Source organism: Gillisella taibaishanensis (assembly GCF_001938985.1).
Taxonomy (GTDB): Bacteria; Pseudomonadota; Alphaproteobacteria; order Rhizobiales; family Rhizobiaceae; genus Allorhizobium; species Allorhizobium taibaishanense.
This window is the reverse complement of record NZ_MKIN01000022.1, coordinates 733,065-753,479: the sequence shown is the minus strand read 5'-3', so window position 1 is coordinate 753,479 and position 20,415 is coordinate 733,065. Positions and strand designations below refer to the sequence as shown.

Genomic DNA, 20,415 nt, shown 5'->3' with positions numbered 1-20,415 from the left:
CCTATCAGGGCTCTATGCGTTGCTCAACCGGCATCGCGATCACGCCTTCTCCGCTCTCGATCAAAGCAACGCACCGAGCGCCGTCTTGCCGCGCGGTGATCAGCGAATCGGCTATCGATTCCTCGATGGAGCGGACGATGTCGCGCGACGAGGCAGCCTCGGCGAGCGTTTCCTGTCTTTGCATCATTTTAAACAGTAATTCAGGATCGATACCCTGGTCCGCCACCTCAAGGCCATAGCTGCGAACCATCTGTTCGATTTCCAACGCCGTCACTCGCGCGACATCCAGGCCGTAAAGTTTGGAGAATATCAGGATGCGATCGATTCTATTGAGCACTTCCGGCGCAAAGCCCGCGTCTCTCAGCGCAGTGGTCGCATTGCGGCGCAGCGCGTCTTGATCCGTCCCGTCCTGCTTACGCACATCCTCGAGATCGTCGGAGGCGGCATTGGTCGTCAGCATGAAGATGGCGCGCGTCGTAGAAATCGGCCGACCATCCGATGCCTCTGTCACGAACCCGTCGTTCCAGGAGGTGAGGAATTTCTTATGGACCTCGGGGTGCGCCTTCTCGATTTCATCGAGAAGGACCACGGCATCCGGCGTATCACGAAGCCCTGCCGTTAGCTTGCCATAACTGTTTGAGCCGACATACCCTTTTGGGGAGCCGAACAGCATCGTGGCCGATAGCGCTTGGGAAAATTGCGTCATATCGAGATGGATCAGGGCACGCCGCAGTTCTTCTGCCAGGCACTTGGCAAGATAGGTCTTGCCGGTGCCGGGAGGCCCGGCAAGGAGAAAGATGCCGACGGGCTTGCCACGCTGCTGAAGCGCCATGCGCCGGCGAATTTGGGCTGCGATATCGTCGCAGATTGCATCCTGACCGATGACACGCGCTTTCAACGCTTCGGCGAGTGCGTTAGCATCGATGAACACGGGTGTTGCATCGCCCTTAAGTCGCTCTTCCAAGGCGGCGCGATTGGTAAGCCTGTTCAATACATCCATCGCCCATTTCCTTTTGACGATCCACTTGGGCAATTTTCCCCACCGTGCGAGCAGCCCAAGCCCGACCACGATCCACAGCAGAAACGCAACGGCTAGGATGAGCCCCCACCATGCGCCAGCGAACGAGGCGGCCATTCTCAACCAGATGCCGAGCTTCGCAGTCCCATCGGCCAGGAACCGTACAATGGTTATGAAGCAAACAAAAAAAATCAAAACGGGGAGGCTGCGGTTGATCAGTGCGGCGGTTCCCACGATGACGTCCTCGACGTTGAATGAACTTAGCTAAGAAGCATTTCTGAGAAAAGTCAATTCGCTGTGCTCTGCGACGGCGACACGGAGTTGACGTGCCGCGCAAGTCAACCTTGATCAAAGACGGAATATTATGTTGGGGGTGAAGGTGGTACCGGGAGGACGGCTATTGCCCGAGCTGTTACCTCGCTGCGCCCAAATATCCACATTGACTATTTTTATCCTATAATTACTGTCAATAACATTATGGCCGCTTCGGCAGGCTTTCGTACGGTGGATAAAAGCGACTTTTTTTACAGTTTGGCGCGGAGATCCAGTCGCTGGAAGTTACCGAGTTCGCTCTCATCATTGCTGTTAAAATTTGTCGGAGTTCTTGCCTTGCTTCAAGACGTCTCGCTCATGCGCTCTGCAGAAGAGTTTCTTTCGCATCCTGATTTTGATAAAGCCCGTTCCGTTTATATTGAGGCGATGCTTGGGCTGCATGAGAATCAGCAGGTTCTGAACCGCTTGCTGTTCGATGAAGGCCGAGCTTTCGTGTTCATGACGCTGATCACCGCCTATGCTGGTTATGTCGAGCATGATCGAAACACTTGGCCGACGACCGATTTGCTGAAGCGGGAGCTGACGGCACTGGGTATTGCCAGCAAGGGGCGGATCTACGATATTTTGAAACGATTGAGCGATCTGGGCTATGTCGAGGCGGCGGTGGCGCCGGGGGATCGGCGCGCAAAGATCCTCATGCCCAGCCAGAAGATGCTCGATCACGACAAGCAGGCGCTGCGGGTCTATTACGCGCCGCTGCAGGCGCTGTTTCCGCAGCCGGGCTATCCGGAACCGCTTATGGGCGATGAGCCGTTCCAGAAGATCGCCCGCCAGATCGGTTTTTCATTCGTTGCTCATTCGCGACAGTTCATCATGGCCAATCCGACCATCGCGTTCTTCCTGCCGCGTCAGGGTGGGATGATGGTGCTGACGAAGCTGATGAAATTGTGCCTCCATCAGCCGGATGGCCGCGTGCCGGCCATTTCGTTGGCCGGCCTTGGCAAGATTTTCGGCCTCTCCAGAACCCATGTGCGGGTGCTGCTGCATGATGCCGAGAGCCATGGCTTTCTCACCATGCATGGCAAGACCGTATCGCTGACCGAGCAATGCCGCGCCGGGTTCGACCGGTTTCTGGCCGACACCATGGCGGGTAATGACGTGATCTACCGGATGGCGAAGCAGCGGCTTGCTAGTGCCGCATAAGCGCTTAGCATCCGCCTGACCTGCTCTTTTTAGCAGCTGCTGACAAATTAGGGGATGGAAAACCTCCCCTTGTCGCCGCGTGCCACAACTTTGCCCGGACGATGCCGGTATCTGCGAGCCGTTGTGGGAAATGGTGATGTGGAGCGGGTGGAATGAAAAAGTGCTTGTCGCTGGTGGCGGTTTGCGTGGCGATGCTGGCCATAAATGGTCCCAATGCTCTGGCCGATGGATTGGATGAAAAGGCCCGAGCTGCCTTTGAACCCGTTGTAAAACAATATGATATTCCTGGCCTCGTCGTCGGTGTGACCAGGAACGGCAAACATGAATTCTATGCGGTTGGCCTGGGATCGCGGGCCGATAACAAGGCGGCGACGCCGGATACGCTGTTCGAACTTGGCTCGATGAGCAAGATCTTCAACGTTACGCTTGCGGCCTTGGCTGAGCAGCGTGGCAAGCTCAATCTCAATGACACCGTGGCTCATCACCTGTGCAATGACGCTTGCACGATCGGGGACAAGCTGACGCTGATGGATCTCGCGACCCATCATTCGGGCGGATTGCCGTTGCAGGTGCCTGATAGCATTTCCAATGTCGATGGATTGGTGACCTGGCTGAAGGATTGGCATCCGCCGCAGCCGGGGGCGCGCAGCTATTCGAATATCAGCATCGGCATGCTCGGCTATATCTCCGGCAAGTCAATGGGCTCGAGCTACAAGCAGGTGGCGCAGACCATGCTGTTCCCAGCATTCGGGCTGCATCATACGTGGATCGACGTGCCGAAAAGCGAGATGCGCAATTATGCCTTTGGCTATGACCGCAAGACCAATGCGCCGATTCGGGTAAGCCCTGGCGTGCTGGATGCGGAGGCCTACGGCGTGAAATCAAGCGCCAGAGACATGCTGAAGGTTCTCGATGCGGAACTGGGGCAGGGGAAGGTTCCCGGCGATCTGCGCAAGGCGATCGAGACAACCCAGCAAGGCCGCTACAAGACAGCTTATTTCACCCAGGACATGATCTGGGAACAGTATCCCTGGCCCGCCGACCTCGCCGAGATGACCTCAGGCAATGGCTATGATTTCATCATGAAGCCACAGCCAGTCGAAGCGATCAGCCCGCCGCTGCCACCCCAGAAGAATGTCATCCTGAACAAGACGGGTTCGACCAACGGGTTTGGCGGCTATATCGCGATGGTGCCGGGCGAGAAGCTTGGCGTCGTCGTTCTCGCCAACAAGAACTATCCGAACGAGGCGCGCGTCCAGGCGACCTATGGTCTGATCAACGCATTGCTGGCGAAATAGCGGAGATAGGCGCTGTAGCCGCTCGCCGGTTATGCGGCTTACCTCACCATGTTCCCGTCAGCGGCTTGCCTGTCAGCTGCACCTGTTTCTGCGAGCCGAATTCGCCTGTGACCGTGATCGACGGCATCATCTTTTTCGGGGATTTGCGAAACCAGAGTTCGGCGATCCGGGCGAGGTCGCCGATGGCGCTGGCGTCTTTCCAGCCGGCGAAGCGGCGGGCGGTGGCCTGTGGTGTCGAGATATAGAAGAAATCGCCTGATGCGTTGAGGCTGCTGATGTCATCAGCCATGGCCCTCAGGGGCTTTTGCAGCATCTTGGCGGGCAAGGCCTTGCCGTCGAGCATGAAGGCGGGTGCCATGAAGTCGATCGCCCAGCCATCGGCCTCGACCCAGCAATGGAAATTGTCGCCGTCGCCGCTCAGGAAGCCGTCATCCTTGCGCTCGGCAAAGACCATGACCTCATTGCCGAAGCGATAGGCCGCCAGCCCGCTTTTCGGCGTCGCATTGATCTTGAAGTGCTGCTTCAAAAGGTAGGAACCGAAGACGCTGAAATACATGCTGGCCGTGGCCGGATTGGCGTTCTCGCTCAGCAGCAGCGAATTGATGACGCTGTAAATGCGGTGATAATCGGTTTGCTTGATCAGCATGAGGCGGTCCGATGCGAAACAAAAAATGTAAACAACGAAAAGGCCGGATAAACCGGCCTTTCCTTATTTTGCGTGTAGTGATTTTTACCGTTCGCGGCGCTGGCCGCCGGCACCGGCGCGGGCCGGGCCATCCTGACGCGGACGGTCGGGGCGGCGGGCCGGGCGGCTGCCGGGCTTGCGGTTGCCGCCGGGACGGGCCGAACGGTTCTCACCTTCGCCGCCGTCTTCACGCGGGCCGCGTGCCTGCGGGCGGCCGTCCTTGCGGGGCTGGCCATTGCCGTGGTTGCGGTTGCCGGCGCCGGCACCACCGCCGGGACGGCGGGTGGGACGGGCAGGACGACCACGGTCAGCAGGAGCTTCACCGCTGGCGACGGCAATTTCAATGCCCATCAGCCGCTCGATGTCGCGCAGCAGGCGGGCTTCGTCCGGGCCGCAGAAGGCGATGGCAATGCCGTCGCGGCCGGCACGGGCGGTACGGCCGATGCGGTGGACGTAAGCGTCAGGCACTTCAGGCAGGTCGTAGTTGAAGACGTGGCTGACGGCCGGGATGTCGATGCCGCGGGCGGCAACGTCGGTGGCGATCAGCGTGCGGATCGAGCCGTCGCGGAAGCCCTTGAGCGCGCGCTCGCGCTGACCCTGGCTCTTGTTGCCGTGAATGGAGGCCACCGAGAAACCGGTAACTTCCAGGTGCTTCATCAGCTTTTCCGCGCCATGCTTGGTGCGAAGGAAGACGATGGAGCGGCCATCGGGATGATCGGCGAGTGTCTTCTTCAGCAGCTCGGTCTTGTGGTTCTGGCCGTTGACGAAATGCACATACTGTTCGACCTTATCGGCGGCCTTGCCCGGAGGCGAGACTTCGACGGTGACCGGATTGTTGAGGAAGCTGGCGGCGAGATCAGCAATGGCCTTCGGCATGGTGGCCGAAAACAGCAGGGTCTGGCGCTTGGCCGGAACCATCTTGGCAATCTTGCGCAGGTCGTGGATGAAGCCCAGGTCCAGCATCTGGTCGGCTTCGTCGAGCACGAGATGGGTGACGGCGCGCAGCGAAATCGCATTGCGGGAAATCAGGTCAAGCAGGCGGCCCGGGGTGGCGACCAGAATGTCAGTGCCGCGCTCCAGCTGCAGCTGCTGCTTGTTGATCGACGCGCCGCCGACGACCTGGTTGATCTTGATCGGCGTTTTGCGAATGAAGGTGCGCAGGTTGTCGCCGATCTGGTTGACCAGCTCGCGGGTCGGGGCAAGGATCAGCGTGCGGGTGGTGCGATTGTCGGGACGGCGCTCGTCCTTCATCAGCAGCTCGATGATCGGCAGGCCGAAGGCGGCGGTCTTGCCGGTGCCGGTCTGGGCAAGGCCGATCAGGTCGCGGCCGGTCATGACGACAGGAATGCCCTGGGCCTGGATCGGGGTCGGGATGGTAAAGCCAAGCTGGGTCAGCGTTGCGACAATAGTCGGCGACAGGCCAAGTTCGTTAAAACTGGTCAATTCATAAACCTTTCGGGGCGCCAAGACGCTTCGTCACGATCGCCTCATTGCGATGATGACCGTCTTTGGCGTCAAGAACCCCGCGTGAATTGGGAACTTGTAAGTTGGAAGCACTTTCGGCGCGTTTGACCGCTGCTGCGGTCATATCTGAAGCGCCCAGACCTTTTCTGCATCACCTTGCCGAAATCAGCATGGCTCAGATGCAATGGCGCGCTCACGCGGCGGCCGGAAGGCTGAAAGCTTGTGCTGCATTTGCGCTTTCTCCTTGCGAATGTCAAGGCTCTTCGCACCTGCGGAATAATTGCAGAATGCAAAAACGCCCGCCTCGGCATGGGCCGGGGCGGGCGTCGGTATCGGCAAATTTATCCGTCACGGCTTTTAGCGCGGGCACACCTGGACGCGGTAGCTATTGCCCCATTCATCGTAGCGGCGCTCGAAATGGCAGGGCGAAACATAGACCGGGCGATAGTAGGTCCGGTAATAGACCGGCGGCGGCGGTGGCGGCGGGCCGTAGGACCGGTAATAACGCGGTCCACCATCCATTCCGTTGACGATGGCGCTGCCGACGATGCCGCCGACGGCACCGGCTGCGACACCACCCCAGAAACGGTCGTGGGCCTCTGCGGCAGGGGCCGTGGCCATCAGCGAGCCACCTATCAGAGCGGCAACAAGGCCCGCAGACATACTCATGCGAAATACGGACATGGCTCAATCCTTTCAGAACTTTTTCTCCGAAGAGAATGATGTCAAGATGATCCTGAAACGGGGCAGATTGATGATAAAATTGTGGAGCCAAGATTAAATTCTCGTCATTCTAGCCCAAATCAAAGAGCATGATTGCCAATTTAATCTACTGAAATTTAATGAGAATTTTAAGGTCGCTTTTTGGTTGCGCCCTGTCTTGGCCACAAAGATACGGCGCGGGTCAGTGAAGGCATGTTTTGGCAGGGTTTTCCAAAAAGGCTCAGGAAAGATTGAACATGCCGGCTAAATTTCCACAGGTGCTTTGTTTTGATCCATGCGCGGTGTTAGGATCGGAAAACAGGCGGGATAAAGGGCACGCAGAGGCCCGCGTCCGCTGGCAGTCTGTTTAGCGGTATTAAGGGGATAGCGTTGCCGGTAGAAGGCGGATTGCTCAAGATTGCATGCGAGAAGATCGCCGGCCTCGATGTGCCTGCTTTCATCAAGGATAGCGAGTTGCGTTTCGTCGCCGTCAACGATGGCTTTGCCGCTTTTTTCGGTGTTACACCTGAAGAGGTCATCGGGCAGAGGGCAGGCGCTTTGACCGACCGGCCTGAAGACCTTGCGTGGGAAGATGTCGAGCGTCGGGCGCTGGTCTTTGCCGAAGAGCATCTGGCGCTGTGCTTCGATCGTAGTGGCCGGCGCCATTGCCGGGTGCAGATCGAGCGTTTCGTCACCGAAGACGAGATGCCTTATATCTTCGGTGTGTTTCGCGAACGTCCCGGGCGGATCAAGAGCCGAGGCTGGCGGCGCGATGCAGAAGCGTCCGCGCCACAGACCGCATCCGCAGCCGCGTCCGTTGCCGGATCATCTGCGGCAGGTGCCGCGCTGTTCGCTCCGGGTGCGGATCATGCCATGCTTCTCGACCTCCTTCCGCTTGGCGTGCTGCTGCTCGATGCGGACGAGCATATCGTCTATTTCAACAGGAATTTTACCGAGATCCTCGATGGGCTAAGCCTCGAGATTTCGGTGGGCATGCCGTTCCGGGCGCTACTTGGGTCTTACCTGGACGGTCAGATCGGTAAGGCGCCCGAGGAGAATGATGCCGGTGAGGCACCAGACTTTCTCTGCAGTCTCATTGACGAAGGGTGCCCTCGGCAGTTCAATCTGGCAAGCGGACGCGTGATTTCAGTCACCGCCCGCCGGCTGGACAATGGCCAGAGCCTGCTGCTCTACAGCGATATCACGGAAGCTCAGACCTATGAGCGCGAAAGCAGCCTTTATCGCGCCGCGCTCGAAAATGTGCCGGAGCCGGTATTTCTGCGCGACAGCGAACGCCGGCTGGTGTTTGCCAATGCGGCTTACGAGCAGATGCTCGGTGGTGACCGCACGCGTTTCTACGGTCTGCGCGAGGACGAGATGTTTCCGGCCGAGGCCGAAATGCTGCGTGCGGAAAATCTCGAGGTGCTGGAGACCGGCTGCACGACCGAGCGTGAGCAGCTGATCGTGATGCCCAACGGTAGTACCGTGCCGCTTTTGACCAGCCTGAAGCGGATCGAGGCGACGGATGGCGCCCACTATATCGTTGGAACGCTGGCGGATGTGTCGCTGCTGAAGATCGGCGAAGCCAATATGCGCGAAGCCAAGGCCCAGGCTGAAAAGCTCTATGACGATATTGAGGCGATCCTGCGCACCATGCCTGTCGGGGTCATGATTGTCGGAGCCGACCAGGTGTTGACCTTTTCCAACCCGATGGCGCGCAACATGGCCAACTGGCCCGAGGAAAAGCCTCTGACTGGAACGCCCTTTGCCGACTATCTCAGGCACGCCCATGCCGAGGGTTGGCCGCTGACGGCCAGCGAAGAGGAGGCTGGTCTTGAAAGCCGGATTGCCGCCTACAGTCAGCAATTGCGCGATCTCAACAACGTCAGTCGGATCGAGGTAGTGTTGGCCGATGGTCGGCATATCGCCATTACGGCGTCGCCGCTCGATGATGGCCAGACGATGCTGACCTTTTCCGACGATACCGAGCAACGGCTGCGCGAACGCGAAATCGATGAGGCGCGCGCCCGGCTGCAGGATGTGGGTAAGCTGCTGGAAGAGGCGACCCAGGTCATGGCGCAGGGGCTCTGCGTCATCCAGCGCGACCGTATTCTCTACCGAAACGACAAGCTTGCCGAAATTCTGGACCTGTCGCCGCAGCTTGTCGTGGGCGGCGCGGATTGGCGGGAATTGGCGGACTATTGCGCCAAGCGCGGCGATTTCGGTGATGATTCCGAGCGCTTCTTCGAGCGGATGAAATCCGGGGTCAGGCAGAATGGCTCTGCCACAGCGGTGGTGCAGCGGCGCGATGGCGCTTGGCGCAGCATCGACATCATTGCCAGCGCGGAGGATCGGTGGCTGTTCGTGATCGGCGATGTCAGCGAGGCGAAGCGGCGGGAGGCGGAGCTGACGACGCTGGCCGTTCAAGCCGAGGCCGCCGACAAGGCCAAGTCGCGTTTCCTCGCCAGCATGAGCCACGAGATCCGTACGCCGATGAACGGTGTGCTTGGTATGGCCGAGCTGCTGCTCGCCTCGCAGCTTGACGCGCGGCAAAAGACCTTCGTCGATGTGATCGTCAAGTCTGGCCGGTCGCTGCTGACTGTCATCAACGACATTCTCGACTTCTCCAAGATCGATGACGGCAGTCTGACATTACGCTCTGCGCCGTTCGATCCGCTGGCAGCGGTGGAAGATGTCGTGACGCTTATGGCCGGCCGCGCCACGGAGAAGGATCTGGAACTTCTGGTAAGCGGCCAGGGACAGTTGACCCATATGCTGTCGGGCGATGCCGGGCGGCTCCGGCAAATTCTTACCAATCTGCTGGGCGAGGCGATCAGGGCGACGGACCGGGGACATGTGCTGATCGATATCGGCATGCGCCACGAGTCTCGTCCCATTCCGTCCGAAAGCGAGATGCCCCGGCCTGCCTCGGATGACGAAACCAGCAATGCCAAGGCCGGGGCTGATCGCGTCTGGCTGGTGCTGCGCATCGAGGATACCGGCTCCGGTATTACCGCAGAGCAACGCGATCTTGCCTTTTCACGCTTTCCAACTCATGTGGGAGTGTCGCATTACCGCTATGGTTCTGGCGTCGGACTGTCGATCGCCTATGGTTTGGTCGATCTGTTCGGCGGCACGCTGGAGGTGGACAACAAACCGGGCCATGGCGTGGCGGTGACGATCACTCTGCCTTTCACGCTCGGGGCCGAGAAAGTGCCGAGCCTGGCCGGGTTCCATTTGCGCGGGGCGCGGGTTCTGGCTTTCGAGAGCAGTCCGATCGGCTGCGGCATTCTCAACGATCAGCTGTTTCGCTGGGGGTTTGATGGCGTCGCGGTCGATGATCCCGCTTTGGCGCTGGCGGTTCTGGAACAGGCGGAAAGCCAGGGTAGCCCCATTGAACTGCTGCTGGTCGATGGCTGCCGGCGCAGTGACGGGGGGCTGGATCTGGTGCGAAAGCTTCGCAACGATTCACGCTTTGAACGATTGGCGATCATTCTTCTGGCGACCGAAGCTCCCTTAAATCCCAGCGGTACGGCCGAGGGGATTGATGTGCAGGTGCAACTGGCCAAGCCGGTCGGCGAAAATCTGCTGCGCAATGCCGTGATTGATGTTCTGCGCACGGCACGACGCGAAGCGGGATCTTCGGAGACACTGGCCCAGCCGGGGAGCGGTCGGGATGATCTCGGCGACCTGCTCCATCAGGTTGCCGCCGGGCCATCGCCATCTTGGCCTCACTCCCCAGCACCACCAGCGTCCCTTGTCCATGATTTGCCGCCGCGCCCTGCGTCTTTTGCGGGCGATCGGACAGATCTGCTGATTCTGGCCTCCGGTGGAGCAGTGCGCGATTTCTTCCAGCGAGCTCTTCAGTCCATCGAGATCGGCCATGCTTATCTCTCCGAGGAGCATGAGGCGCTTGCGCTTTGGCGCCTGCAACGCCCGGCCATCATGCTGATCGATCTGGTGACGGATCGCGAACGGGCGCTCGATGTCGTGCGCCAGATGCGCGCCGAGGAAGAGTTGGACCGCGCGACCGGCCGGCAGGAGCGGCACGGACAGGACACGCCGACGGTGCTGATCGGCCTTGCCACGGACCTGTCCACCTATGACAAGGCCGCCTGCCACAAGGCCGGCCTCGACGATCTCGTGCTCGAAACCGTCAGCCCCGACCGGTTGCGCGACTGCATCGGCTACTGGCTCGGCGCCGGCATTTCCGCTGTGGTGGAGCTTGATGTCGACCCAAACGGGGATGAGGACGTTTTTGAAGCCGAAAACTTTTGGCAGACGGCTTTGTGAGGTCTGGGCTGATCAGTTCGGGCCCAAATCGCCTCTTAGAATTGCCTCGAACGCTTATGATTTTGGGACGGTATAAACGGTCGCAGCATGGCGGTTGCCTTAGTGTCGGTGCTCAGGCGTAATCGATGTGAATACTCTCCACATTAATCCAGAGTGATGGTCAAGCTGTCAGGGACCACTGCTTGACGCAGCACCACAGGTTCCCCCTCAACCTTCCACCCTTGCTCCACACAGCATTTCTCGCTTGCCAGCGAAGCCTGGACGGCGCTCAATGTCGAAGCCTGCCGCCTTGAGATTACGGCGCACGAAGCCGGCGGCGGCGTAGGTGGCGAAGCGGCCGCCCGGCGCGGTCAGTTCATAGAGCCGGGTCATCAGCTCCAGCGACCACATGGCGCTGTTGCGGGCAGGGGCAAAGCCGTCGAGATACCAGGCATCGAATGGCTCTGCCCAATCCGTAAGCGAGGTCAGCGCGTCACCGCAGACGACGATCAGCCGGGTCTGGGCGTCGAGGTCGAGTTCGACACGGCCTTGCGGGGTCTCCGGCCAGAGCGACAGCAGACCCTGCCGCTCCCGGTCGATCTGCGGCCAGCGCGACAGCGCCCGGTCGATATCTTCTCCGCGCATCGGATAAAGCTCGAAGGATACGAAGGTAAGGTGGCCATCAGTCGGCCGTGTCTCCTGCCATTGCCGCCAGGTCTCCATGGCGTTCAGCCCGGTGCCAAAGCCGAGTTCGCCAATGCGAAATGTGGCGGCATCGGATCCGGCTTGCGCCTTGCGCTCGCTCCAGCGTTCCGGCAGGTGATTGCCGGCAAGAAACACATGGCCGCATTCCAGCCGGCCATCGGTCTGGCAGTAAAAATGATCGCCAAAGGCGGTGGAATAGGGCATATCGCCGTCCTGCCAGGTCAGCGGCCCCTCTTGCCTTATCTCGGCTTGCGGCCCGCTATCGTCTGGCATCGGATCGGTTGAGAATGGAGATTGGGTCATGGAAACAGGCGATAGGACGGCTTCGGTCTCCGGTCAACTGCGGCCCGATGTTCTCATCGTCGGTGGAGGCATTATGGGCCTCTGGGCGGCGCGGTTTGCGGTTCAAGCCGGACTTGATGTGGCTCTGGTCGATGGCGCTACCCTCGCCAGCGGTGCAAGCGGCGGGCTGCTCGGGGCGCTGATGCCTTATATGCCGGATAAATGGGACACCAAGAAGCAGTTCCAGTTCGAAGCGCTGCTGGCGCTGGAGGATGAAGCGCGCCTGCTGGAAGAAGAGACCGGAATTGCCGTTGGCTACCGTCGGTCCGGTCGGCTCATTCCACTACCCAAGCCGCATCTTCGGGTGATCGCCGAGCGCCATCAAAAGGACGCCGTCACCGCCTGGCGGGCCGGCGATCGGCAATTTGCCTGGGGTGTCATCGACCGCTCGCCGGCCGGCGACGGCTGGCCGGATGCGGCGGTGACCGGTGCCGGCCTGGTGCATGACACGCTGGCTGCGCGGGTGTCGCCGCGCGGGCTCACGGCGGCGCTGAAGGTGGGACTGTCTGCGTCGTCGCGCTGCCGGATCATTGAAGGTGCTGCGGTAAAGGCCGTCGATCCTGATCGGCAACTGGCAGAACTGGCGGATGGTCGGACGATCAGCTTTGGCCATGCCATCATCACGGCCGGGGTAGGGAGTTTTCCGCTGCTTAACCGGTTCAGCCCGGACGATGCCCAGCCCCTTGGTATGGCCGTGAAGGGGCAGGCGGCGCTTCTGAAGGCCGATATCGATCCCGATTTGCCGCTGATCTATCTCGATGGCGTCTATGCCGTGCCGCATGAGGGCGGGCATGTGGCCATCGGCAGCACCAGCGAAAATCGCTGGACGGAGCCCTCGTCCACGGACGAGCAATTGGAAACCCTGATCGCCAAGGCCCGCCGGCTGGTGCCGTCTCTGGCTGAGGCGCCGGTGGTGGAGCGCTGGGCGGGGCTGCGGCCGAAGGCGATCGACCGCGATCCGATGGTTGGCGCCCATCCCGATCACCCCAGGCTGATCGCGCTCACCGGCGGCTTCAAGATCAGCTTCGGCCTTGCCCATAGCCTGGCCCGCCAGGCACTGCGGCCGATCTTTGGCGAAGAGCCGGTTTTGCCGCCGGGTTTCACCTTCGCCCATCATCTGCAGGTCGCCTCGAGACCGCAGAACCCGGCCTGAACCGTGCTCTACCCCAGGGCTTCACGCGCTATCGTCGCGAATAAAACAGTCTTTCGGACGGATTGCGACATGCTGCCGACATGCCCGACTTCGATCAAGCCGCTGTGATTTCCCGTCTAAAGTGAATTCAGCACTGCTATCTTTCGTCATAGTGTCATGCAAATCGCCTATCTGACAGCCCATGCGGAATACCGAATGGGAGTGATTCTGTTCCGCCAGGGCCGGGCAACACCGGTCAAGCATGCCGTGAATTGAAAATTGTATAAAAAATACAAATATTTGCAGCGTTCCTGGTGCGTCCGTGAGATGCCCGTCGCTGCCGGAGGCCACTCGCATGCGATATTCGATCTGCTATACACCTTCTGCGCGTGATCCTTTGTCGCTCGCGGCCGCAAGCTGGCTGGGACGCAATGTTTATTCCGGCGAACCGGTGGAACATCCTGCTCTGCCTGGGTTTGGCCTGCACGACCTCGCTTTTCATACCGCGCTGCCCCGGCGCAGCGGTTTTCATGCCTGCCTGAAGGCGCCCTTTGCCCTGCATGAAGAGGCGAGCGAGGCGCAGCTGCTGCGCGAGCTGATGCATTTTGCCGGCATCGTCGAGCCTTTCACTCTGTCTGGCCTGGAAGTTGCGCGGCTTGGCGACTTCTGCGCACTGACGCTCGCCCAGCCGTCGAACCAGCTCGAACGGGTCGCCTCCCTGGTCGTGCAGAATTTCGACCGGTTCCGCGCACCGCTCAGCGATGCGGAGATCGAGCGCATGGCGCCTGAGCGATTGAGCGCGCCGCAATTTGCCAACCTCTACCGCTGGGGCGATCCGCACGTGCTGGACGAATATCGGTTCTACATGCCGCTGACCGGGCCGGTCGCCATGAGCCAGCGTGATCGGATTCACCAGGCCGCCGCCACCTATTTCGCGCCGGTGCTGCAGGGGTCGGTGGTGTTTTCAAATCTGGCGCTGTTCGTCGAGCGGGAGCCGGGGGCGCCGCTGGTCGTGCATTCGCTGCATCCGATGGGGCGGGTATCGGCGCGCAAGATCGCTTGAGCGGATCGCGTCAGGCATCGCCATTGCCGCCGCCGGTTGTTTCGCCAGTGCGTCACGCTTTCTTCCCTGAAATTGCAGCGCAACATCCTCTCGACAAGCGCTAGGCACGGGCCTACCGTTGCCAAAAAAGCAGAGGGTGATTTGCATGACCGATAAATCCTATCCCCGCGATCTCATCGGCTACGGTCGGCATGCGCCCGATCCTCGCTGGCCGGGCGGTGCACGGGTGGCGGTGCAGTTCGTGATCAATTACGAGGAGGGCGGCGAAAGCTGTATTCTCGATGGCGATCAGGCATCCGAAAACCTGCTGTCGGAGATCGTCGGTGCCGCGCCCTGGCCCGGCCAGCGCAATCTCAATATGGAATCGATCTACGAATATGGCTCGCGTGCCGGCTTCTGGCGGCTGCACCGGATGTTTACCGGGCTGAACGTGCCGGTCACGGTCTATGGCGTGACGCTGGCCATGGCACGCAACCCGGAGGCGGTGGCGGCGATGAACGAGGCAGGCTGGGAAATCGCCAGCCACGGCTATCGTTGGCTGGAATACAAGGATTTCTCCGAGGAGGTCGAGCGCCAGCATATTCTGGAAGCCGTGCGGCTGCATACCGAGGTGGCAGGCGAACGGCCTTATGGCATGTATCAGGGCAAGCCCTCTGACAATACGCTGCGGCTTGTCATGGAGGAGGGCGGCTTTCTCTATTCCTCCGACAATTATTCCGACGATCTGCCCTTCTGGGTGCCCGACCAAAACGGCAAGCCGTTCCTGATCATTCCCTACACGCTTGAAACCAACGATATGCGCTTTGCCACGCCGCAGGGCTTCAATTCCGGCGACCAATTCTTCACCTATCTGAAGGATGCGTTCGACACGCTTTATCAGGAAGGTATCGAGGGCGCGCCGAAGATGATGTCCGTCGGTCTGCATTGCCGGTTGGTCGGACGGCCGGGTCGTGCTGCGGCGCTCAGGCGCTTCCTCGACTATGTGCTCTCCCATGACAAGGTCTGGACGCCGACCCGGCTCGAGATCGCCCGTCACTGGCACGCCAACCATAAGCCGGCGTGGTAGCATTCGTCAGTCAGATGACCGCAGTCGGTGGTAACCTATTGCCGTGTCCGGCCGCTTCGCTGCAAATTGCTTTTTAAGCCGCAGCGGCGGTCTGCTGGTCGCTGACATCAGCAGATCCGACCACCTTGTTGCGCCCAGTATTCTTCGCCAGATAGAGCGCCTGGTCGGCCTTGACGAACAGGGCATCGTCGGAGGGATCGTTGTCGTGGCAGAGGCTGGCAACGCCGATGCTGACGGTGACATGGCCCCAGGGCTGGTTTTTCTGATGGACGATCCCGAGCAGGGCGATGCGGTGGCGGATGAGGTCGGCCATGGCCCAGGCCTCGGTTTCTGTCATGCCTGGCAGCAGCACGGCAATCTCTTCGCCGCCATAACGTGCGGCAAGATCCACGCCCTGGCGGATGGTGTGCTGTATTTCGGCGGAGATTGCCTGAAGACAGGTGTCGCCGGGAAGATGGCCATAGGTATCGTTGAACAGCTTGAACCGGTCGACATCGAGCACCAGCAGCGACAGCGGCGTGCCCACCATCCGGGCCTCGCTGGCGAGACGTTTCAGCTGGCCGGTGAAGTGACGCTTGTTGGAGAGCTGTGTCAGCTCGTCGGTATTGGCAAGGCGGTCCAATTCTTCCTGTACCCGCTTCTGGCTGGTCACGTCGCGGGTGACGGCCACCATGCCGCTGCCGGCGGAGAAACTACGCACCCGTGTGACGACTGTCTCCAGCCAAGCCAACTCGCCGGACTCTTTTTGCCGGCGGACGATCAGCCTTTCGACCGAAGAGCCGGCGGTGATGTTGGCGAGCGCCTCGATCCAGTATTGCCGAGCATCGGCATCGTAGCTTTCGAGAATGCTTTGACCGACCAGTTTTTCCGGTTCGATGCCCAAAACCGAGCGCGAGGCTGCCGAGACATATTGGCGGATGCCGTGATCATCGAGCTTTTCGATCAGGTCGGATGAGGCATTGGCAATGACCTGAAATTCCGCCTCGCGCGCGGCGATAATCCGCTCGTCGCGCCGTCTGAGCTCCGACTGACGGCTCAAATAGATTGCCAGGCCAACGGAAGCCGCCAGCGCGATCAGCGAACAGAGCCAGCGGGTTTGCGCCAGGCGGATCCAATGGCGCAGGACCGCCTGCTTTGGAATGGCCACCAGTGCAGTTATGCCGGTCTTGCTGCTCTTGAAGTAGCCCGATGCCTTGCGGATGTTGTCGAAGGGCGAAACATAGTTGAAATTGCCGCTGTTGCTGACCAACAGCGCGTCGCGATAGAGGGGCGTATCGGCAAGGCTCTTGCCCATCGCAGATTCGTTCATCGGCGTACGGATCAATAGCCGCCCGGTCGCGTCGATCATGGCGAAAGTGCCACCGTCGAAAGTGTCGAAGCTATTGAAGAAATTGACGAAGTGCTTGATATCGACGGTAGCGACGACGACGCCGGCAAATTGCCCCTGGTCATTGTTGAGCCGTTGCGACAGCGTGATGAACCACTGCTCTGACAACAGCCCCTTGTAGGGACCATCGATCAGCGGCTCCAGACTGATGTCATTGCGATGCCGGGTGAAATAGGCTTGCCCCGAGAGGTCGAGACCGCCTGCAAAGCTGTCGACCGTTGATTCGATCAGGCGTCCATCCGCACCGATATAGGCAAGGCTGCGCAGATAAGGCGACCGCTTGACCATATCGCGCATGACATGGATTAGCTCGAGGCTATGAAGGACAGTCTTGTTTTTGTCGCTGATCTGGAAGGTGACGCCGGCCAGCGGCTGTTTCGCCACTTCGATCACATCGTCGGTATGCTGGGCGATCGCCCGCGCCGTCTGCGTCATATAAGAATTGGTCCGCGACAGCTGGGCATTCCAGCTGGAGAGTTCGAACCAGACCGCCAGAGAAAGAAACAGGACAACGCAGCTGAAGATCACCATACATGGTTTGAAATTCAGGGCTGCTCGTGGCGGTGATATCATCGGGTAGTTCTCGTCTTATCCAGTCGACGTCACTTTAAGATCCGAAGCTTAAAAAGTTATTTCATAATACGGGCACAATCTAAAAAACCGTACCCCTAATTAATTGCCGCTAAAGTTGCGTGTCCTCATAACATCTGCACCACTTTACATCGTCGGCAGCGTTTTTCCGTCATGACCGGCGAACCATTTTCGTGTCGGGGCGTTTAAGCTACGGAAAACCAACAACGGTCTTCCCTCACGAAGATAGGATGAAGATTATGGATAAGAATCGCGTTGAAGGTGCAGCTAAGGAAGTCAAGGGCAACGTCAAGGAAGCCGCTGGCAAGGTAACCGGCTCCAAGAAAATGGAAGCTGAAGGCAAGATGGATAAGGCTGCCGGCAAGGTTCAGTCTACTGTCGGCAAGGCGAAAGACGCCGTGAAGTAAACAGGCCGCAAAAAGGCGCAGAAGCGATGCGCGGTGATCAACTTTGAAACCGCGCCGCACGCTCGCCTGAAATGCAGGTCTCTATCGTCATCGACAGCCGCATCAACGGCTGTCGATCGCTTGATGGGCAAGGCTCTGCGCTCTGTCGGTTAAAGCCGGTCGCGGCGCAGCCCCCAGACAAGCGGGCCATCGAAAAGGAATGTTTGATGAAAACGATTTTTGCTTCTGTCGCTATTGCGACCCTCGCCATGGCAATTGCGCCGGCCGCGGAAGCCGCCAACACACGTCACGCTACTCGGCATCCCGCATCGCAGATGACGGCGACGCAGCCGAAAGAACGGCTGGGTACGCTGTCTTGCGAAGTGGCTGGCGGGGTTGGCATGTTGATCGGCTCCAGCCGCAGCGTCACCTGCGATTTCAAACAGCGCACTGGCAAGGTCGAGCGCTATACCGGCTCGATTGGCAAGCTGGGCCTGGATGTCGGCGTCACCGGCAAAAGCTACATTCGCTGGATAGTCTATAATGTTCGTCCGACGACCACCGGTCAGGGCGCATTGGCGGGGACCTATGTCGGCGCTTCCGCCCGCGCTTCAGTCGGCGTAGGTCTGGGTGGGAATGCGCTGGTCGGCGGTAGCAACAAGAATTTCGGCTTGCAGCCGCTCAGTGCCGAAACCGGCACAGGCCTCAATGTTGCCGCTGGCGTCTCGCGCCTGCAATTGCGCGCCGCACGCTGATCTCCAGCGCCTCAAACTCCAGAAAAGAAAATCCCCCGGTCGGTTCCGGGGGATTTTTTTGTTGGCTCTATGCCGTTGATCAAGCAGGGATAGGGAGATGCAAAGCATCCCCCTCCATGTCGATCAGGCGGCAAGCGTTGCCATGTCGATGACGAAGCGATAACGCACGTCGCTCTTCAGCACGCGCTCGTAAGCAGCGTTGATGTCCTTGATGTCGATGATTTCGATATCGGACGTAATGTCGTGCTTGCCGCAGAAATCCAGCATTTCCTGGGTTTCCTTGATCGAGCCGATCATCGAGCCTGCGAGGCTGCGGCGTGCGGGAATGACCGAGAAGGCATGCACGGGAACCGGCTTTTCCGGCACGCCGAGCAGAACCATGGTGCCGTCGACCTTCAAGAGGTTGAGATAGGCGTTCCAATCGATATCGGCGCTGACGGTGCAGATGATCAGGTCGAAGCTGCCGGCCAGCGTCTTGAAGGTCTCGGCATCGCTGGTGGCATAGTAATGGCTGGCGCCGAGACGCAGGCCGTCTTCCTTCTTCGACAGGGTCTGGCTGAGCACGGTGATTTCCGCACCCATGGCTGCGCCGATCTTTACACCCATGTGGCCGAGGCCGCCCATGCCGACGATGGCGACCTTCTTGCCGGGGCCGGCCTTCCAGTGTGCCAGCGGCGAATAGAGCGTGATGCCGGCGCAGAGCAGGGGGGCTGCCTTGTCGAGCGGCAGGTTGTCCGGGATCGACAGGACATAGCCTTCCTTGACGACGATGCTGTCAGAATAGCCGCCCTGGGTTGGTGTCTTTCCGTCGCGTTCGACGCTGTTATAGGTCTGGACCAGACCGGGCAGATACTGCTCGATGTCAGGATCGCGTGCGGCGCAATGGGCGCAGGAATCGACGAAGCAGCCGACGCCGACATGGTCGCCAACCTTAAACTTGCTGACCTTGGAGCCGACAGCGGTGACCACGCCGGCAATTTCATGGCCGGGCACCATCGGATAGGCAGACATGCCCCACTCATTGCGGGCCTGGTGAATGTCGGAATGGCAGACGCCACAATACTTGATCGAAATCACGACGTCGTCGTCGTTTGGCTCACGACGTTCGAAGGTGAAGGGCTCCAGCGGCTTGCTGGCGTCGGTTGCGGCATAACCTCTTGCGATTGGCATGCGGCGCTCCTTATGTGTTCGGGAATCTCGGAAAGGGCGAAGAAAGCCGCGGCTGCGGTACGCCCGCATCATAGATAGGTGTGCGGGCGCGATGTTCAACACACGGTCTACATATTCGAGCTGGAATTTCAGTCCCAATCGCCTGCCGGATCGGAGCTCTAAGGCCGGCCTTGCCTTTTCCCACCAAGGACGTATTGGATGCCATCATGGCGAAGCAGGAAAAGCGCTGTCAAACGATACCGCGCGATAACAAAAACCTGCGGCGTCGGCTCGCGTCCGAGAGCGGCTGTGCAGACATTGCCGACGGATGCCGGGGATACATTCAAAGAGGGGGCATCAATGCAACGTCAGGACTTCATTGCGCAATTTGGTGGGATTTTCGAGCATTCGCCCTTCATCGCCGAGCGGGCCTTCGATGCCGGACTGATTGACGAGCCTTTGACCGCTGATAGCGTTCACGATGGTATGAGCGCGATTTTTCGCACCGCCAGCGTCGCGGAACGGCTGGGCGTATTGCGCGCGCATCCCGATCTCGCGGGCAAGCTGGCAATCGCGGGGGAGCTGACGGAGGAGAGCCGCAATGAGCAGGCCGGAGCCGGGCTCGATCGGCTGTCGGAAGCGGAGCACCTTCGCTTCACCGAGCTCAACACCAATTATACCGAGAAATTCGGGTTTCCCTTTATCATCGCGGTGAAGGGGCTGACGAAGGACGATATTCTCTCTGCCTTCGAGACGCGCATCGCCAACAGTCAGGATGCCGAGTTCTCCACCGCCTGCATGCAGGTCGAAAAGATTGCGCGGCTGCGGCTCGAGGCTATGCTTCCCGCCGAGGGCTGACCGCCGGAAGACGCCGCTTTGAACAAACGGTCGCGTTCCGAGCCAATGAGGCCCAGCAGGCTGCTG

The 20,415-nt window shown here is 59.8% G+C and carries 16 protein-coding genes; 9 read left to right on the top strand and 7 right to left on the bottom strand.

Features of this window, described 5'->3' with window-relative positions:
- Positions 1–4: 4 nt before the first annotated feature.
- Positions 5–1,252 carry an AAA family ATPase gene (locus tag BJF91_RS14630; RefSeq protein WP_234801626.1) on the bottom strand — a complete coding sequence of 416 codons (1,248 nt, stop codon included), beginning with the start codon at positions 1,250–1,252 and terminating at the stop codon, positions 5–7.
- Between the two features lie 396 nt (positions 1,253–1,648).
- On the opposite strand from BJF91_RS14630, the gene BJF91_RS14625 reads away from it, so the two are divergent.
- A complete protein-coding gene (locus BJF91_RS14625; protein WP_075615196.1) occupies positions 1,649–2,494 on the top strand; it encodes a hypothetical protein in 846 nt (281 codons plus the stop codon).
- A gap of 152 nt (positions 2,495–2,646) precedes the next feature.
- Positions 2,647–3,792 (top strand): class C beta-lactamase, encoded by a 1,146-nt coding sequence (gene ampC, locus BJF91_RS14620; protein WP_075615195.1) that lies wholly within the window; start codon positions 2,647–2,649, stop codon positions 3,790–3,792.
- Positions 3,793–3,835: 43 nt separating this feature from the next.
- Here ampC and BJF91_RS14615 read toward each other — a convergent pair whose 3' ends face one another.
- The 3 genes from BJF91_RS14615 to BJF91_RS14605 form a co-directional block, all read right to left on the bottom strand.
- Positions 3,836–4,438: a DUF2026 family protein gene (locus tag BJF91_RS14615; protein WP_075615194.1), complete on the bottom strand. Its 603-nt coding sequence runs from the start codon at positions 4,436–4,438 to the stop codon at positions 3,836–3,838.
- Between the two features lie 84 nt (positions 4,439–4,522).
- The gene (locus tag BJF91_RS14610) at positions 4,523–5,920 is read right to left on the bottom strand and encodes a DEAD/DEAH box helicase (protein ID WP_083943349.1); all 1,398 of its coding nucleotides are present in this window, start codon (positions 5,918–5,920) and stop codon (positions 4,523–4,525) included.
- A gap of 378 nt (positions 5,921–6,298) precedes the next feature.
- On the bottom strand, positions 6,299–6,625 hold the full coding sequence (locus tag BJF91_RS14605; RefSeq protein WP_075615192.1) for a hypothetical protein: 327 nt from the start codon (positions 6,623–6,625) through the stop codon (positions 6,299–6,301).
- Between the two features lie 426 nt (positions 6,626–7,051).
- Between BJF91_RS14605 and BJF91_RS14600 the strand changes: the two genes are divergently transcribed.
- Positions 7,052–10,936 carry a PAS-domain containing protein gene (locus BJF91_RS14600; RefSeq protein WP_075615191.1) on the top strand — a complete coding sequence of 1,295 codons (3,885 nt, stop codon included), beginning with the start codon at positions 7,052–7,054 and terminating at the stop codon, positions 10,934–10,936.
- A gap of 207 nt (positions 10,937–11,143) precedes the next feature.
- On the opposite strand, the gene mnmD is transcribed toward BJF91_RS14600, so the two are convergent.
- The gene (gene mnmD / locus BJF91_RS14595; protein WP_075615665.1) at positions 11,144–11,893 is read right to left on the bottom strand and encodes a tRNA (5-methylaminomethyl-2-thiouridine)(34)-methyltransferase MnmD; all 750 of its coding nucleotides are present in this window, start codon (positions 11,891–11,893) and stop codon (positions 11,144–11,146) included.
- Positions 11,894–11,921: 28 nt separating this feature from the next.
- Here mnmD and BJF91_RS14590 point away from each other — a divergent pair, with 28 nt between their 5' ends.
- From BJF91_RS14590 to puuE, 3 genes are all read left to right on the top strand, one after another.
- Positions 11,922–13,115 (top strand): NAD(P)/FAD-dependent oxidoreductase, encoded by a 1,194-nt coding sequence (locus BJF91_RS14590; protein WP_075615190.1) that lies wholly within the window; start codon positions 11,922–11,924, stop codon positions 13,113–13,115.
- Between the two features lie 334 nt (positions 13,116–13,449).
- Positions 13,450–14,157, top strand: a complete 708-nt coding sequence (locus BJF91_RS14585) for a DUF1045 domain-containing protein (protein ID WP_075615189.1) — start codon at positions 13,450–13,452, stop codon at positions 14,155–14,157.
- Positions 14,158–14,302: 145 nt separating this feature from the next.
- Entirely contained in the window at positions 14,303–15,223 is a 921-nt protein-coding gene (puuE, locus tag BJF91_RS14580; RefSeq protein WP_075615188.1) for an allantoinase PuuE, read from the top strand.
- Positions 15,224–15,296: 73 nt separating this feature from the next.
- Here puuE and BJF91_RS14575 read toward each other — a convergent pair whose 3' ends face one another.
- Positions 15,297–17,141 (bottom strand): sensor domain-containing diguanylate cyclase, encoded by a 1,845-nt coding sequence (locus BJF91_RS14575; protein ID WP_075615187.1) that lies wholly within the window; start codon positions 17,139–17,141, stop codon positions 15,297–15,299.
- A gap of 299 nt (positions 17,142–17,440) precedes the next feature.
- On the opposite strand from BJF91_RS14575, the gene BJF91_RS14570 reads away from it, so the two are divergent.
- A complete protein-coding gene (locus BJF91_RS14570) occupies positions 17,441–17,608 on the top strand; it encodes a CsbD family protein (RefSeq protein WP_075615664.1) in 168 nt (55 codons plus the stop codon).
- A 206-nt stretch (positions 17,609–17,814) separates the two neighbouring features.
- Positions 17,815–18,342 (top strand): DUF992 domain-containing protein, encoded by a 528-nt coding sequence (locus BJF91_RS14565; protein ID WP_075615663.1) that lies wholly within the window; start codon positions 17,815–17,817, stop codon positions 18,340–18,342.
- A gap of 123 nt (positions 18,343–18,465) precedes the next feature.
- Here BJF91_RS14565 and BJF91_RS14560 read toward each other — a convergent pair whose 3' ends face one another.
- Complete coding sequence (locus BJF91_RS14560; protein WP_075615186.1) at positions 18,466–19,512, bottom strand: NAD(P)-dependent alcohol dehydrogenase; 1,047 nt, start codon at positions 19,510–19,512, stop codon at positions 18,466–18,468.
- Between the two features lie 339 nt (positions 19,513–19,851).
- Here BJF91_RS14560 and uraD point away from each other — a divergent pair, with 339 nt between their 5' ends.
- Positions 19,852–20,349 carry a 2-oxo-4-hydroxy-4-carboxy-5-ureidoimidazoline decarboxylase gene (uraD, locus tag BJF91_RS14555; protein WP_075615185.1) on the top strand — a complete coding sequence of 166 codons (498 nt, stop codon included), beginning with the start codon at positions 19,852–19,854 and terminating at the stop codon, positions 20,347–20,349.
- The last annotated feature ends 66 nt before the right edge of the window (positions 20,350–20,415 follow it).